Genomic DNA, 13,783 nt, shown 5'->3' on the forward strand with positions numbered 1-13,783 from the left:
GCGGCGTCAGGGCAGGGCCAACGCCACCGGCAGTCCTTCTGCATGGTAGGAAAGGACCAGCCAATTCTTTCACAGGTGAAGGCGGCGCTTCATGCCGAAGTTGCATGAGAGCCGTTGCACGGCCGGCGGCTCGACCGCGTTCAGGGAGGGAAGGCGCTGGCCTCGCTCAGAGCTCGGCCTGCATCAGCAGGTCCTTGTCGATGCCGCTGGCGCCCTCGGCGGCAAATCCCGGAGCCCCGCGCACCGACGGCGGCACGGCGGCAGGCTCGAGCGGCGTGAATCCAAGCCGCATGAAGTAGCCGCTGGCGTCGCGCGAGCGCAGGACAAGGGTCTGTACGCCGCTCTGGCGCACCTGGGATACCAGGGCTTCCATCAGCAGCTCCCCCAGACCGGCGCGGCGCCCGCGTTCAGCGACGGCAATGGCGCGCAGCACGGCGACCGACCCATACGGCTCGACGCAGGCGCAGCCGAGCATGCCCGCGGTGTCCCGCACCACCAGATACGCCCCGGGATGGTCCGGCAGGCCCTGGCAAGGCAGGCCGCAGGTAATCAAGAGACCCTTGATGTCCTGGAGATCGTATTGGGTGGCGGCATGGGGGCGCATCAGGCTCTCCGGTTGCACGCGGGGGACGCGGCGAAAACGTGGCACATATCGGCCGGCTGGCTGCGGCGAAAGCGTTGACGGATCAGGGGCGGCACGGTCCTCGCCCATTGCAAAAAGCGTGGGCAAAGGAAGGGCCGAAGTCAAGCCGTCCTTGCTCGTGTCATCGGGACAAATAGATGACGATGGCGATAAGGCCCAGGCCGGCGAGAGTGATCAGCAGAAAGGTGAGCACGACGACGGGCGGCGGGTTTGTTGGTTCTCCCCGAGTATCCGGCAGCGTCGTCCGGCTTGCCGTAGGCGATGGACTGATTAGCCCGAGGATTCGTCCTACATGTCCATTCCAGCGGGAAGCAGGTGGTTCACCCGCCACCAGTTCCGGCCACGTGCAGCGGTGTCTCGTCGGCTGGCACGGGCGCCGGCATGTCGACTTCGTCCAGCCGGTTGCCATGGGCGTCAAGTTCGGGATGCCGCGCGAAGTGCAGCGCAAACTCCGTCATCGCTTCCCAGGTGCGGCGGTGGGCAACGATGCTCGAGTGATCGGTGCCGGCGATGGTTTCGACCGCAACCGGTCCCGGCCAGGCGGCCATGAGCCGCTCCGAACACTCGTGCGGCACCACCACGTCGACTTCGGCAAGCAGCACCTTCGTCCGCTGCACGACTTTCTTGCAATGTGCGATCGAATCGAAGTGGTGTCGCATCAGCTGCCGCAAGGGGACCAGCGGAAAGCGCTTGCGCACCACCTCGATCAGCGAATCGTAGGGAGTGATCAACTGCAGGCTCTCGAAATCCTGGAGGTCGGCCAGTTGGACCGCGACGCCGGTGCCCAGGCTGCGGCCCACGACATGCACCCGCACCCCCGGCAGCACCCGGCGCAGGTGGAGCAGGAACTGGCTGGCGTCGGCCACCGCGGCGGCGGCCGACGGCTCGCCGTCGGAATCGCCCATGCCCCGGTAATCGAAGGTGGCGAAGCCAACCTGGGCCGGTAGCCAGTCCAGGAATTTCATCGTGTCGAGCACATCTTCCCCGCGCCCGGGCAGATAAAAGAGCAGGTCCGTCACATCCTGCCGGGCGTCGGCTCGCCAGGCGTAGCCGCGCAGCATGCCGCCCGGGATCGCATGGGAGTAGGCCGTAATGCCCTCCGGCAGTTCGCGCGGTTCGCGCCGCCGGGCGTCGAACAGCAGCCGCCCCTGGTTGACCGCCAGGTATGTCCAATAGCCGATGAAGGCCCCGGCCGTCAGCGCGGCGGTGGTGGCGAGGGCCCGGTAAGGAAGGCGGGCCAGTCCACGCAGCAGGGGCCGCGTGGAAACGTCCTTGGGGTCGGTGTCATGCATCGGGGCAGGCTAAACCATTCCTGTAGAGACGGCAAATCCACTCGGCCCGCGCCGGTACGAAAGTTGTTTCGCCAGGTAACGAGCGTCGCTGGGCGGCACTCCACTCCAGTAGCGCCGAAGCCTTAATAGATAAACCTAATCGACATGGTTGAAACGATGAATTTCACAAATTTCGGCGACATCCGCACAATTCGTCCGTCGCTGCAATGAACAGCCAGCCACAAGCAAGACAGACAACTTACCCAGTATCCAGGACAGGAGAGATCTCATGCTGCAATCCCGCGAAGGCCAACGCATCCCCAACGTCACGTTCCGCGTCCGCGAGAACAACGAGTGGAAGAACCTGACCACTGCCGAACTGTTCGACAACAAGACCATCGTTCTCTTCTCGCTGCCGGGCGCCTTCACCCCGACCTGTTCGTCGACCCATCTGCCCCGCTACAACGAGTTGGCGCCGGTCTTTGCCAGGCACGGTGTCGACGCCATCCTGTGCGTGTCGGTCAACGACACCTTCGTGATGAACGAGTGGGCCAAGGACCAGGAGTCGCAGAACATCGTGATGATTCCGGACGGCAACGGCGAGTTCACCGAAGGCATGGGCATGCTGGTGGACAAGGCCGACCTCGGCTTCGGCAAGCGCAGCTGGCGCTATTCGATGCTGGTGAAGAACGGCGTGGTCGAGAAGATGTTCATCGAGCCGGAAGAGCCGGGCGACCCGTTCAAGGTGTCGGACGCCGACACGATGCTGGACTATGTCGCGCCGAACGCGAAGAAGCCGGACCAGGCGGTGGTGTTCTCGAAGGAAGGCTGCCCCTTCTGCGCCAAGGCCAAGCAACTGCTGGCCGATAACGGCTACGACTACGTCGACCTGCCGCTGGAACACAAGGTCCGCGGCAAGGTGCTCGGCGCCGTGTCCGGCACGATGACCGCCCCGCAGGTATTCATCAACGGCAAGCTGATCGGCGGCGCGGAACAGCTCGAAGCGTTCCTGAAGGCCTGACGCCCGGTCAATTCTCCCCCACCCGCGTCCTGCGTTTGTCCCCCGCCAAAAACGGGGCGCGGTTCCGGCAGTCGCCGGACCCGATGGTGGCGTGCTGCCATCGGGTCCGAGGATTGACGTTACCCAGAATTTCTCGAATCGATTGGCGCCGCCCCTAGGTGGATAAACCAGTCAACGGATCAACAGCATTTCAGGAATAACATGAGCACCGAGACCGCGCTTCAAACCACGCTTCAGACCGATGTTGCCGTCATTGGCGCCGGTACCGCAGGCCTTGCCGCCTATCGCGCTGCCAAGGCAGCCGGCAAGCGGGCCGTCATCATCGAGGGCGGGGAATACGGCACCACCTGCGCGCGGGTCGGCTGCATGCCGTCCAAGCTGCTGATCGCCGCCGCCGAGGCCGCGCACGAGCTGCGCCATACCGGGCCGTTCGGCGTGCATGTCGATGGCCAGATCCGCATCGAGGGGCGCGAGGTGATGGACCGGGTGCGCCGCGAGCGTGACCGCTTCGTCGGCTTCGTGGTGCGCGGCGTCGAGAAAATTCCGGAACAGGATCGCATCCGGGGGTACGCCCGATTCATCGACAACACCGTGCTCGAAGTGGGCGGCCATACCCTCGTGCGGGCCAGCCGCGTGGTCATCGCCACCGGCTCCAGCCCCGCCGTGCCCGAGCCGTTCCGCGTTTTCGGCGACCGCTTGATCGTCAATGATGACGTCTTCGCGTGGGAGGACCTGCCGCGCAGCGTCGCCGTGTTCGGCCCTGGCGTGATCGGATTGGAACTGGGCCAGGCGCTCTCGCGTCTTGGCGTGCGGGTGCGCGTGTTCGGCGTGCGCGGTGGCGTGGGTCCGCTGACCGACCCCGCCATCCGTGACTACGCCGCGGGGACCTTCCGTGAGGAGTTCCATCTGGATCCGGACGCCAAGGTGTCGCGGATGCAGCGCGAGGGCGACGAGGCGGTCATCACCTTCCTCGATCGCGAGGGCAATACGGTGACCGAACGCTTCGACTACGTGCTGGCCGCGACCGGCCGCACGCCCAACGTGCGCGGCCTGGGCCTGGAGAATACCGGCCTCGAGCTGGACAAGCGCGGGGTGCCGGTGTTCGATGCCGCGACCCTGCAATGCGGCAGCTCGCCGGTCTTTATCGCCGGCGATGCCAATGACGTGCTGCCGCTGTTGCACGAGGCCGCCGACGAAGGCAAGGCCGCCGGGGAAAACGCGGCATCGTGGCCGCAGGTCAGGCCGCTGGCACGTCGCGCGCCGCTGGGCATCGTGTTCTCGGATCCGCAGATCGCCATGGTCGGACAGCGTTACGCCGATCTGGAAACGGGCAGCTTCGTTATCGGCGAGGTCAGCTTCGAGGACCAGGGCCGCAGCCGCGTCATGCTGAAGAACCGCGGGCTGATGCACGTATATGCCGACCGGTCGAGCGGCCGCTTCCTCGGCGCGGAATGGACCGGTCCGCGCGCGGAGAACATCGCCCACCTGCTGGCCTGGGCGTATCAGCAGGGATTGACCATCGAGGCGATGCTGGCGATGCCGTTCTATCACCCGGTTGTCGAGGAAGGTCTGCGTACCGCCTTGCGTGACGCGCTGGCGAAGTTGTCGGCCTGATTCGCGCAACCTCGCTTCCCCCGGCCCCTCGTCCGCCAGCGGGGCTGGGGAAAACGGTTCGCCGGCGCAACCCATCGCTGGCCCCAGCTTCATCCATATTCCGGATTGCCGCTTACCCCGTTCCGCTCCACGGCGCCGTTTTAGGCTGTGGGGCGGTTTTTGTTTTTTTGGGCACGGTGCAAATCCCGATGACGAGGTCTGTTGCAGTGCGCTAGCATAATGGCCACTCACCGATTAATACGGCCCAGGTCTTCCTTTGACGCCTCCTGCCGTAAAGGCGGTGATTGACGCGAAGCCGGCCCGATCCGTCCATTGGCGGATATCGGCCGATCGGGGAAGGCCTGCCAGCGGCATCACTATCCCCGATCCGTGTTTCTATCCAGAACAACTTCCCCGAAGGAATATCGAATGGCTACTTACAAGCAATTGCTGGCGGAAAAGGAAAAACTGGAGGCCCAGCTGGAGGAAGTTCGCCGGAACGAAATCTCCGACGTCATTGCCCAGATCCAGGGGCTGATGGAAGAGTACGGCCTCACTATCGAGGATCTGGCGCCACGACGCCGGGGCCGGCCCCGCAAGAACCCGGCGTCCGCCAGCGGACTGCCGCCGAAGTACCGCGATCCGAAGACCGGCAAAACCTGGTCCGGCCGTGGCCGCGCACCGGCCTGGCTGGGCAAGAACCGGGACAAGTTCCTGATCGCCGAATAATCCGCGCATTTCGTCGCCATAACGGGCGACGATTGACCGTTGACGGGAACGGATATACCGGACGGTCGGTCTATTCGCGCGGACTGTATCGGGCTTGAAACAGGCGGGCAGCCAACGCGCAGGAGAAGGCGCTCATGTGAATCGCGCTGGTGTTAATGTGGGGCTTATAGGGCGCTTTCTCTCTTGCTGCACTGCGGTGAGATTTAGTTAAGCAATTACCCCATAACGAAAGGGTGGTGGATGCAGGCAAGCTGCTCCAGCGGTATCCGCGCCGACACGCCCCTTCGCACCCGACGGCTGGCGCCCGTACCCGTACCTCTATAATCATCGGCAGCCGCGCCGCCCTGGCGCGGGTGCGATCTTCCGGAAGCCTTTGCCGATGAACGTCGAATCCGACACGCCCGCGGGCGTCGATCAAGTGCTGTTCCGCCAAGGGGAGATGGGCATCGGGCTGGTGATGCCGCTGGTTCGCCCCGGTACCGTGCAGGTCGATCTGGCGCAGCAGCTGGCGCTTGCGGTCCAGGCTGACCAGCTCGGCTTCGATGCTCTGTGGATCCGTGACGTTCCGCTCAATACCCCCGACTACCCCGATCCGCTCGGCCATATCGACCCCTGGGTCGCGCTCGGGGCGCTGGCCGTGCGCACGCAACGCATTGCGCTGGTGACAGGGGCCATCGTCCTGACCCTGCGTCATCCCCTGCACGTGGCCAAGGCCGCCGTGTCAGTCGGGGCGTTGTCGGAAGGACGGCTGCTGCTGGGCCTGGGGTCGGGGGACCGGCCCGCCGAGTATGCGGCCTTCGGGCGGGCGCCGGACGCGCGTCGCGCCCTGTTCCGGCACAACTGGGACATCGTCGCGGCGGCCCTCGCTCCCGACAGTCGCATCGTCCCCGACCTGGTGCCGATGCACACAGCCGACGGTCCCGCGCAAACGCAGGGCTTTACGCTGCTGCCCCGGCCCGCGCGGCCGGTGCCGATGCTGACAGTCGGTTCGGCAGGGCAAAGCGTGGAGTGGATCGCGGCCCATTCGATCGGCTGGGCCACCTATCACCGCGCGCCCGAGATCCAGCGGGAACGCTATCGGCTGTGGCGGCGCGCAGTGGAGCGTATCGTGCCCGAGGCGTTCCGCAGCTTCAGCGTGTCGATGCGGCTCGAGCTCGACGATGATCCCGATGCACCGCCGCAGGCGCTGCCACTGGGCTATCGAGCCGGTAGCCGGACGCTGGTGCCGATCCTCGAGCAATTGCGCGAGGAGGGCACGCATCACGTCGCGCTGAACCTGGCAGGCAACGGGCGGCCGCATGCGTCCATGCTGGATGAGCTCGCCGATGCCGTGCTGCCGGCGTTTCGCCGCGGCGCCTGAAGGGCAAAGGCCAGCCTGACCGGCTGCCCTCCCAGCGCGGACGCGATCAGCGACGCCTCGCCGTCCATCTGCCATTGGTCGCCGGCCTGCAGCACGAGGTCGGCCACGGCTGTACCAGCCACCCGCGATTCGCAGGTCAGCCACAGCGTTCCTTGCAGGCAGAGGAGGCGGTAGCCGTCCGGGACGCGTAGCCGGCACGGCCCCCGGTCGATCCAGCCTTCGATCCAGCCGCCAAGCAGTCGCGGTTCCATGTTGTCCCCCGTCCTCGCGAATTGGTCTGCTTGCATTCTGGGCTTGCCCCGGTCACGATGCCCGGATGTTTGGTCATCCGAGCCATGCCGCCCATTCATGACGCCGAACCGCCCCGACATCGCCGCTGCCCTCCGCGCGCTATCGCTCGACGCGCTGCGCGGCTTCGACAGCGCCGCCCGGCATCTGAGCTTCACCGCCGCGGCCGACGAGCTGTACCTGACGCAGTCCGCGGTCAGCAAGCAGGTCAAGAGCCTGGAGGATGCGCTCGGCACCGCGCTGTTCCGCCGTGGCGGCAAGGGGCTTGCGTTGACGCAGGAAGGCCGCCTGCTGCTGCAGGCCACCCGGACCGCGCTCGACGCGCTGGGCGACGCGGTCGGCACCATCGTCACCCCGCCACGCGCCGCACTGGCGGTGACGACCACGCCCTCGTTCGCCTCGCTATGGCTGGTGCCGCGGCTCACCCGGTTGCAGCGGTACGCGCCGGAGATCGATGTGCGCATCGATGCGTCGGAAGCAATGGCAAGTCTCGAGCGCGACGGCTATGATCTCGCGATCCGATTGCGGATGCCGGGGCAGCTTGAAGAGAAGCCGCTGCTGCGCGAGCGGCTGATGCTGGTCGCCGCGCCGGAGGTGGCGGCGCGCCTGCGGCAGCCCGAGGACCTGCAACGGGTGCCGCTGCTGGTGTTTCACGACCCGGGCACGCGCTTTGGCTGGATGTCGTGGACGCAGTGGTATGCGCGGCTCGGCCTGCAACCGATGCCCGATCAACCCTGCCTGTATTTTTCCCGCTATGACCATGTGGTCGAGGCCGCGCTCCAGGGTGCGGGCATTGCCATCGGCCGCGCGCCGCTGATCCTGCCCGCGCTTGCGCAAGGCCGGCTTGCCGTGGTGTTTCCCGACCATGCGGCCGACGGCCTGGAATACGAGCTGGTGGTCACGGGCAACCCCCGCACGCGTGCGGTGGCAATGCGGTTTCGGGACTGGTTGCTGATGGAGCTGGCGGCCGATGTGACCGGGTGAGGCCCCGCTCGTCGCGGGGCGCTCCGGGTCTTCGTCCGCCCGGCTCGGTGAATCTGTCCTCGTTCGCGGCCTGTACCTCGTCCTTCGGGTCTGGCGGTGGGTGCTCGCGGTGCATTGCCCTCTCCCCCGTCCCCTCTCCCGCAGGGCGGGAGAGGGGAGCAAACCGCTGGTGCCGGAGAGGCCGTCTGTCTTCTCCCCTCTCCCGCTCCCCGGGAGGGGGCCGGGGGAGAGGGCATCGGGCGTCAGCCCGGCTGACTCAGGTGTTGACCGCCGCCCAGCCTTGCAAGCGGCTCAGGAACATTTCCACGACACGCGCCGCGTTGCCGTCGGAGAAGCCGGCGCTGTGCGGGGTAGCCAGAACATTGGGCATGTCCCACAGCGGCGAGTCCGCAGGCAGCGGCTCGTGCGCGAAGACGTCCAGGTAGGCGCCCGCCAGCTTGCCGCTGCGCAGCGCTTCGATCAGCGCCGCTTCGTCGACCACTTCTCCGCGCGAGACGTTGATCACTCGCGCGCCGTGGGCCAGTCGCGCGAGGGCGTGTGCGTCGATGAGTCCGCGCGTCTGCGCGGTCAGCGGGCAGGCGAGGACCAGCCAGTCGGTGCGCGGCAGGACTTCGTCGAGATTGGAGAATGCGATGGTTTCAAGGCCATCGCCGGCGGGCTGCGCGCTCTGGCGTACCACCACGACGCGCAGGCCGAGCACGCGCAATACCGCGCCGATCTGCTGGCCGATCGGGCCCCAGCCCACGATGGTGGCGGTCTGCCCCTGCAGGTCGCGGGGCAGTCCGCTGGCGATCAGCGGGGCCCAGCGCTTCTCGCGCTGCGCGTCCAGCAGCTGCGGGAAATGCCGTGCCAGCGCCAGCAGTCCGGCCAGCGCGGTCTGCGCGACCACGGCGGCGTTTGCGCCGGAGGAGGTCGATACCTCCACGCCGCGCTCGCGCAGCTGGACGTACACCGGGCGGTCGGCGCCCGCCGAATGGACGTGCACCCAACGCAGAGACGGCGCTTGCAGCATCGCCGTGTAGAAGCGCGCGGTGGCAGGCTGCACCTCGTGCTTGGTGGACAGGCCGGTCACGTCGCGCGAGACGAAAGCGATGTCGGCGTCGATCGCGCCCGCGTCGTCGATGGCCGGCGGCGAGACCGCCGTCCAGCGGCGGCCCCGCAGTACCTGGTCGATGCGCGCACCGACGGTACGCGCAGCCTGCTCGGACAGCAGGATGCGCAGGGGCGCCGCGGCATCGGCAATCCCCCACGCTTCGGTCGAAGCGGCGGCTTGCGTCATCACTCCACCGTGGCGCCGGACGCCTTCACGACTTCCTTCCATTTGACGTATTCGGCCCGGGTGAACTTGCCGAATTGCTCCGGCGTGCCGCCGACCGGGTCGGCGCCTTCGCGGATCATCTGCGCCTGCAGCGACGGCAGTACCTCGTTGACCGCCTGATTCAGCTGCTTGACGACGTCGTTGGGCGTGCCCTTCGGCGCGAAGAAGCCGAACCAGGAGCCGGCCTCGAAGCCGGGGAATCCTTTCTCGGCGACGGTGGGGACATCCGGCATGGAGCGCGAGCGCTTGGTGCTGCTGACGGCGAGCGCGCGCAGCTTGCCGGACTTGATGTGCGGAATGACCGAGGGAATGGTGGCGAACATGAACTGCACGCGATTGGCCATCAGGTCGTTCAGCGCGTCCGCGCCCTTGTAGGGAATATGGGTCGCGGTGGCGCCGATGCGTTCGGTCAGCATGAAGCTGGACAGGTGCGAGGAGGTGCCGACGCCGGTGGAGCTGTAGTTCAGCTTGCCGGAGTTGGCCTTGACGTAGGCGACGAACTCTTCCAGCGTCTTCGCCGGCATGGAGGGATGGACCACGAGCACGTTCGGCACGTCGGCGATCTGCACGACCGGCACCAGGTCGGTCAGCGGGTCGTAGCTCAGTCGCTTGTAGAGCGTCTGGTTGATCGAGATCGGTCCGACCGAGTTGACCAGCAGCGTGTAGCCATCGGCCGGAGCGCGCACCACCACCTCGGTGCCGATATTGCCGCCGGCGCCGGGACGGTTGTCGATCACGAACGATTGCTTGAAGCGCTGCGACAGCTGCTGGCTGACCGTGCGGGCCAGGATGTCGGTGGTGCCGCCCGCCGAGAAGGCGACGATGACACGCACCGGTTTGGTCGGATAGGCATCGTCGGCGTGGGCGGACGCGGTGAGGCTGGCGAGCGCGCAGGCAAGCGCGGGGGCCAGCCCGCGCAGGGAGCGGGGGAAGCGGGTCATGGTGTCTCCTCGGTATGTCGTTATGGTTTGACGGATTTTGATCGTGGATGGCGGCGCCGTCAGTCGCCGCGGTCAGTCCCGGTAGCTCGGATCGAGGCGGTCGAGCTTGCGCAGCAGCGCGGGCCACTCCATCACGCCGTAGGGACGGCGCGTGCCCGGCTGGTAGTTGTTCCAGGTGGCTTCGAGCACGTCGGCACCGACGTTCTGTAGCGGGGTGTTGCAGGACATCGCCCCGATCTGCGCACGGCACGCCAGTTCGAGCCGGTGCATCCAGTTGAAGGCTTCGCCGACGGTGTTGCCAACCGTCAGCGCGCCGTGATTGCGCAGGATCAGCGCTTCGCCCTTGCCCAGGTCTTCGATCAGGGAGGCCTGCTCGGCAGTGTCGAGCACCACGCCCTGATAGTCGTGGTAGCCGATCTTCAGGAAGCGCATCGCGGTCTGGGTGATCGGCAGCAGGCCGCATTCGAGTGCCGACACCGCCATCGACGCCCAGCTGTGCGTGTGGATGACGCAGGCCACTTCCGGACGGGCGTGGTGCACGGCGCTGTGAATCACATAGCCGGCCTTGTTGATCCCGTAGTTCAGCTCGCCGAAATCCGGCCTGGCGAGGATGTTGCCGTCGTGATCGACCTTGATCAGGCAGGACGCGGTGATTTCCTCGTACATCATCCCGTAGGGGTTGATCAGGAAGGCGTTTTCCTCGTCGGGCACGCGCACCGAGATATGGTTGGCCATCATGTCGGCCATGCCGTACAGCTCGACCAGCCGGTAGCAGGCGGCGAGATCGACGCGAGCCTTCCATTCGGCCTCGCTGCAGCGATCGCGCATGGACGGGATGGTCAGAACGCCGGGTTTGCTCATGGGTGTCTCCTCCTTGGGTACTGCCGTTTGTCGAGCCAGGCCCTGTCAGTCCGCGCCCAGTGCCAATTCGCTCGGGCGGCGCTTTTCGATATGCCACTTGAGCAGCGCGGCGCTGCGATAGATGCCGTGGGCGAACTTGCCGTAGGGCAGGGTAGCGAACAGCGCCATCACGATACCCAGATGGATTGCCAGCAGCGCGGCCATCGCGGCGGTGTCGCGCCAGACCAGCAGGGCGAGCCCCGTTGCGCTGGTCAGGAACAGCAGCGCGATGAAGCCGCGATCCATCGGACGCTGCGCCTGATCGCCGGTACGCGGGTCGCGCTTGATGTTCAGCCACAGCAGGCCGGCGGGACCGATCAGCAGGCCGATGCCGCCCAGCGTGCCGAGGATGACCGGCAGGCTGGTATAGCCATACGGCGCCTGCAGTCCCAGCAGATAGTGGTAGCCGGTCGCCACCACGGTGGAGGCGAAGCACAGCATGAAGCCGTAGAAGGTGAAATGGTGGAAGCGCCGGCGCGCCAGCGTGAAGGCATCGTCGTCGTTGTTGCAGCCTTCGCCGTGCCCGCCGTCGAGATAGCGCAACGCCAGCGCGTCCTGCACGGCGCCGCGCGCCGCGGGGGCACGCGTCTCGCCGGGCCGCGTGCCCGGCGAGACCTGCCGCCAGAACCGGGTCACGCCCACCCCGAGGGCGAACACCGAGAACAGGAACACCGCGCCGAACATGCCGGCCAGCAGGTTGTGCGGAAAGATCGCGTAGAAGTTGCCAGCCAGCGGTTCATGCAGCAGCGAGCCGCGCAGCGCGACCGCCATCAGCAGGAACAGCGCGAGCCCGCCCGCCAGCGCCAGTGCGGTGGTCAGCCCCGCGCGGCGGTACAGTGCGCCAAAGGCCGCGGGGAAGGCGTAGTCGCCATAGGTCTGCACCCGTACCTTGGCCATTGCCTGCGGGATATTCACGGCGAATTCGTGCGGTGGCGCGTACTGGCAGGCATGAAAGCAGGCCCCGCAGTTGTGGCACAGGTTGGACAGGTAGTGGATGTCCGCCTTGCCGAATTCGAGCCGGCGCGTCATGGCGGGAAATACCGCGCAGAAGCCTTCGCAATAGCGGCAGGCATTGCAGATCTGCAGGGTACGGGAGACTTCGCTCTCGTCGGCGGTCAGGGGCAGCGTGGACTGGGCCAGGGCCGCCGCTTCGCGCGTCAGCGCTTCAAGATGCTTCATGCTGTTCTTCCTGGATTGCGGTGCGCACCGGTGCGGTGCCATGCCCGGCGGGAGCCTGGCGCGCGGCGAGCGCGGCCTGCGTGCCGGCGATGCGGCCGAAGGCGGTGCCGATCGACATGCCGACCCCCGCGGTGTAGCCCTTGCCCAGCACGTTGCCGGCCATCATTTCGCCGGCGACGAAGAGGTTGGGGCTGGGCTTGCCGCCGAAGTGGACCGCGGCCTTGTCGTTGACCTTCAGGCCGAGGTAGGTGAAGGTGATGCCCGGGCGCAGCGCGTAGCCGTAGAAGGGCGCGGTGTCCAGCGGGCGGGCCCAGTGGGTTTTCGGTGGCGTCAGGCCCTCGGTGTGGCAGTCGTCCAGCACGGTGTGGTCGAAGGTGCCGGTGCGGCAGGCGGCGTTGTAGTCGCCGATGGTCTGCATGAACCGCGCTTCGTCCAGGCCGAGCTTGCGCGCCAGTTCCGGCAGCGTCTGCGCGGTGACGCCCGGAAATACCGGCGGCATGAAGCGGCCCACGGCCTTGGCGTCGATGATGGAGTAGCCGATCTGCCCTGGCTGCTGCGCGACGAGGCGCCCCCAGATCGCGTAGCGCTTCGGCCAGAAGTCCTCGCCTTCGTCATAGAAGCGCTCGGCATTGGCGTTGAGCACCACACCGAGCGAGACGCAGTCGATGCGCGTGCAGATGCCGCCGTCGTACAGCGGCGCGCGCGCATCGATGGCCACGCAGTGCGATTGCGACGGGTCGCCGATGGCATCGGCGCCGGCGTCGATCATGTACTTGAGCAGCACGCCCTGGTTGAAGCGGGTGCCGCGGATCAGGAAATTGTCGGCCGGCCATTCGCCGCGCTCGTTCTGGCCCCAGGCCTCACGCAGCCATTCCCGGTTGGACTCGAAGCCGCCGGCCGCCAGCACGCAGCTGCGCGCCTCGATGCGCTCCTCGCCGATGCGGGCGGCCACGAAGCGGTCGCCGTCGAGCTCGATGGCATCGACCGGGGCGTTGTAGCGGATCTGCACGCCCAGCTTCTGCGCGCTGCGGTAGTAGGCGTTGACCAGGGCCTTGCCGCCGCCCATGAAGAAGGCGTTGGTGCGGGCCACGTGCAGCGCGCCGGATAGCGGCGGCTGGAAGTGCACGCCGTGGCTGCGCATCCAGTCACGGCAGTTGGACGAGGCGCGGATCACCAGCCGGGCCAGATATTCGTCGGTCAGCCCGCCGGTCACCTTGAGCAGGTCCTGCCAGTACTCTTCTTCCGGGTAGGCGTCGACCAGCACATCCTGCGGCGCATCGTGCATGCAGCGCAGGTTGCGGGTGTGCTGGGAATTGCCGCCGCGCCACTCGCGTGGGGCGGCTTCGAGCAGCAGCACGCTGGCGCCGGCTTCGCGCGCCATCAGGGCTGCGCACAGGGCGGCATTGCCGCCGCCAATGACGAGGACGTCGATCATGATGCGGCGTCCTCGGAGGAGGTCGTGGGGAAGATGGGCACGATTGCGTCGCTTGTAGGAGTGACGCGACTCTACCGACCCCCCGTCGCCCTGCTAATGCCTCCGATGAAATGGGGGTATC

Annotated in this window: 13 protein-coding genes; 5 read left to right on the forward strand and 8 right to left on the reverse strand. The window is 66.9% G+C overall.

From position 1 onward, the window contains the following. Nucleotides 1-166: 166 nt before the first annotated feature. Nucleotides 167-604 (reverse strand): GNAT family N-acetyltransferase, encoded by a 438-nt coding sequence (locus tag K6V06_RS16160; RefSeq protein WP_222245035.1) that lies wholly within the window; start codon nt 602-604, stop codon nt 167-169. A gap of 359 nt (nt 605-963) precedes the next feature. Further along, nucleotides 964-1,935, reverse strand: a complete 972-nt coding sequence (locus K6V06_RS16165) for an alpha/beta hydrolase (protein WP_255581889.1) — start codon at nt 1,933-1,935, stop codon at nt 964-966. 268 nt (nt 1,936-2,203) lie between these two features. On the opposite strand from K6V06_RS16165, the gene K6V06_RS16170 reads away from it, so the two are divergent. The 4 genes from K6V06_RS16170 to K6V06_RS16185 all read left to right on the forward strand — a co-directional run bounded on the left by K6V06_RS16170 (nt 2,204) and on the right by K6V06_RS16185 (nt 6,617). Beyond that, a complete protein-coding gene (locus tag K6V06_RS16170; protein WP_222245037.1) occupies nt 2,204-2,935 on the forward strand; it encodes a glutathione peroxidase in 732 nt (243 codons plus the stop codon). Between the two features lie 201 nt (nt 2,936-3,136). After that, entirely contained in the window at nt 3,137-4,549 is a 1,413-nt protein-coding gene (locus tag K6V06_RS16175; RefSeq protein WP_222245040.1) for a dihydrolipoyl dehydrogenase, read from the forward strand. A gap of 408 nt (nt 4,550-4,957) precedes the next feature. Continuing rightward, nucleotides 4,958-5,257 carry an H-NS histone family protein gene (locus tag K6V06_RS16180; protein ID WP_222245042.1) on the forward strand — a complete coding sequence of 100 codons (300 nt, stop codon included), beginning with the start codon at nt 4,958-4,960 and terminating at the stop codon, nt 5,255-5,257. Between the two features lie 379 nt (nt 5,258-5,636). Beyond that, nucleotides 5,637-6,617: a TIGR03571 family LLM class oxidoreductase gene (locus tag K6V06_RS16185; protein ID WP_222245044.1), complete on the forward strand. Its 981-nt coding sequence runs from the start codon at nt 5,637-5,639 to the stop codon at nt 6,615-6,617. On the opposite strand, the gene K6V06_RS20890 is transcribed toward K6V06_RS16185, so the two are convergent. Then, nucleotides 6,518-6,988 (reverse strand): DUF2917 domain-containing protein, encoded by a 471-nt coding sequence (locus tag K6V06_RS20890; protein WP_370637483.1) that lies wholly within the window; start codon nt 6,986-6,988, stop codon nt 6,518-6,520. The genes K6V06_RS16185 and K6V06_RS20890 overlap by 100 nt on opposite strands. Between K6V06_RS20890 and K6V06_RS16195 the strand changes: the two genes are divergently transcribed. Next, nucleotides 6,966-7,889, forward strand: coding sequence for a LysR substrate-binding domain-containing protein (locus K6V06_RS16195; protein ID WP_222245048.1), 924 nt, complete (start codon nt 6,966-6,968; stop codon nt 7,887-7,889). The genes K6V06_RS20890 and K6V06_RS16195 overlap by 23 nt on opposite strands. Before the next feature lie 256 nt (nt 7,890-8,145). On the opposite strand, the gene K6V06_RS16200 is transcribed toward K6V06_RS16195, so the two are convergent. From K6V06_RS16200 to tcuA, 5 genes are all read right to left on the reverse strand, one after another. Further along, nucleotides 8,146-9,168, reverse strand: a complete 1,023-nt coding sequence (locus K6V06_RS16200; protein WP_222245050.1) for an NAD(P)-dependent oxidoreductase — start codon at nt 9,166-9,168, stop codon at nt 8,146-8,148. Beyond that, nucleotides 9,168-10,148, reverse strand: a complete 981-nt coding sequence (locus K6V06_RS16205) for a tripartite tricarboxylate transporter substrate binding protein (RefSeq protein ID WP_222245051.1) — start codon at nt 10,146-10,148, stop codon at nt 9,168-9,170. The genes K6V06_RS16200 and K6V06_RS16205 overlap by 1 nt, the downstream gene beginning before the upstream one ends. A gap of 72 nt (nt 10,149-10,220) precedes the next feature. Next, nucleotides 10,221-11,009: a class II aldolase/adducin family protein gene (locus tag K6V06_RS16210; RefSeq protein ID WP_222245052.1), complete on the reverse strand. Its 789-nt coding sequence runs from the start codon at nt 11,007-11,009 to the stop codon at nt 10,221-10,223. Between the two features lie 45 nt (nt 11,010-11,054). Further along, nucleotides 11,055-12,227 (reverse strand): tricarballylate utilization 4Fe-4S protein TcuB, encoded by a 1,173-nt coding sequence (tcuB, locus tag K6V06_RS16215; protein WP_222245053.1) that lies wholly within the window; start codon nt 12,225-12,227, stop codon nt 11,055-11,057. Then, nucleotides 12,214-13,662: an FAD-dependent tricarballylate dehydrogenase TcuA gene (gene tcuA, locus K6V06_RS16220; protein ID WP_222245054.1), complete on the reverse strand. Its 1,449-nt coding sequence runs from the start codon at nt 13,660-13,662 to the stop codon at nt 12,214-12,216. Before tcuA ends, tcuB begins: the two co-directional genes overlap by 14 nt. Between the last annotated feature and the right edge of the window lie 121 nt (nt 13,663-13,783).

The sequence above is a fragment of the Cupriavidus sp. AU9028 genome, assembly GCF_019795295.1.
Lineage (GTDB): Bacteria > Pseudomonadota > Gammaproteobacteria > Burkholderiales > Burkholderiaceae > Cupriavidus.

What these genes read in the sequence shown, in the direction of transcription:
- K6V06_RS16160 (WP_222245035.1), bottom strand. Translation starts at nt 604, where the DNA reads ATGCGCCCCCATGCCGCCACCCAATACGATCTCCAGGACATCAAGGGT.
- K6V06_RS16165 (WP_255581889.1), bottom strand. Translation starts at nt 1,935, where the DNA reads ATGCATGACACCGACCCCAAGGACGTTTCCACGCGGCCCCTGCTGCGT.
- K6V06_RS16170 (WP_222245037.1), top strand. Translation starts at nt 2,204, where the DNA reads ATGCTGCAATCCCGCGAAGGCCAACGCATCCCCAACGTCACGTTCCGC.
- K6V06_RS16175 (WP_222245040.1), top strand. Translation starts at nt 3,137, where the DNA reads ATGAGCACCGAGACCGCGCTTCAAACCACGCTTCAGACCGATGTTGCC.
- K6V06_RS16180 (WP_222245042.1), top strand. Translation starts at nt 4,958, where the DNA reads ATGGCTACTTACAAGCAATTGCTGGCGGAAAAGGAAAAACTGGAGGCC.
- K6V06_RS16185 (WP_222245044.1), top strand. Translation starts at nt 5,637, where the DNA reads ATGAACGTCGAATCCGACACGCCCGCGGGCGTCGATCAAGTGCTGTTC.
- K6V06_RS16195 (WP_222245048.1), top strand. Translation starts at nt 6,966, where the DNA reads ATGACGCCGAACCGCCCCGACATCGCCGCTGCCCTCCGCGCGCTATCG.
- K6V06_RS20890 (WP_370637483.1), bottom strand. Translation starts at nt 6,988, where the DNA reads ATGTCGGGGCGGTTCGGCGTCATGAATGGGCGGCATGGCTCGGATGAC.
- K6V06_RS16200 (WP_222245050.1), bottom strand. Translation starts at nt 9,168, where the DNA reads ATGACGCAAGCCGCCGCTTCGACCGAAGCGTGGGGGATTGCCGATGCC.
- K6V06_RS16205 (WP_222245051.1), bottom strand. Translation starts at nt 10,148, where the DNA reads ATGACCCGCTTCCCCCGCTCCCTGCGCGGGCTGGCCCCCGCGCTTGCC.
- K6V06_RS16210 (WP_222245052.1), bottom strand. Translation starts at nt 11,009, where the DNA reads ATGAGCAAACCCGGCGTTCTGACCATCCCGTCCATGCGCGATCGCTGC.
- tcuB (WP_222245053.1), bottom strand. Translation starts at nt 12,227, where the DNA reads ATGAAGCATCTTGAAGCGCTGACGCGCGAAGCGGCGGCCCTGGCCCAG.
- tcuA (WP_222245054.1), bottom strand. Translation starts at nt 13,662, where the DNA reads ATGATCGACGTCCTCGTCATTGGCGGCGGCAATGCCGCCCTGTGCGCA.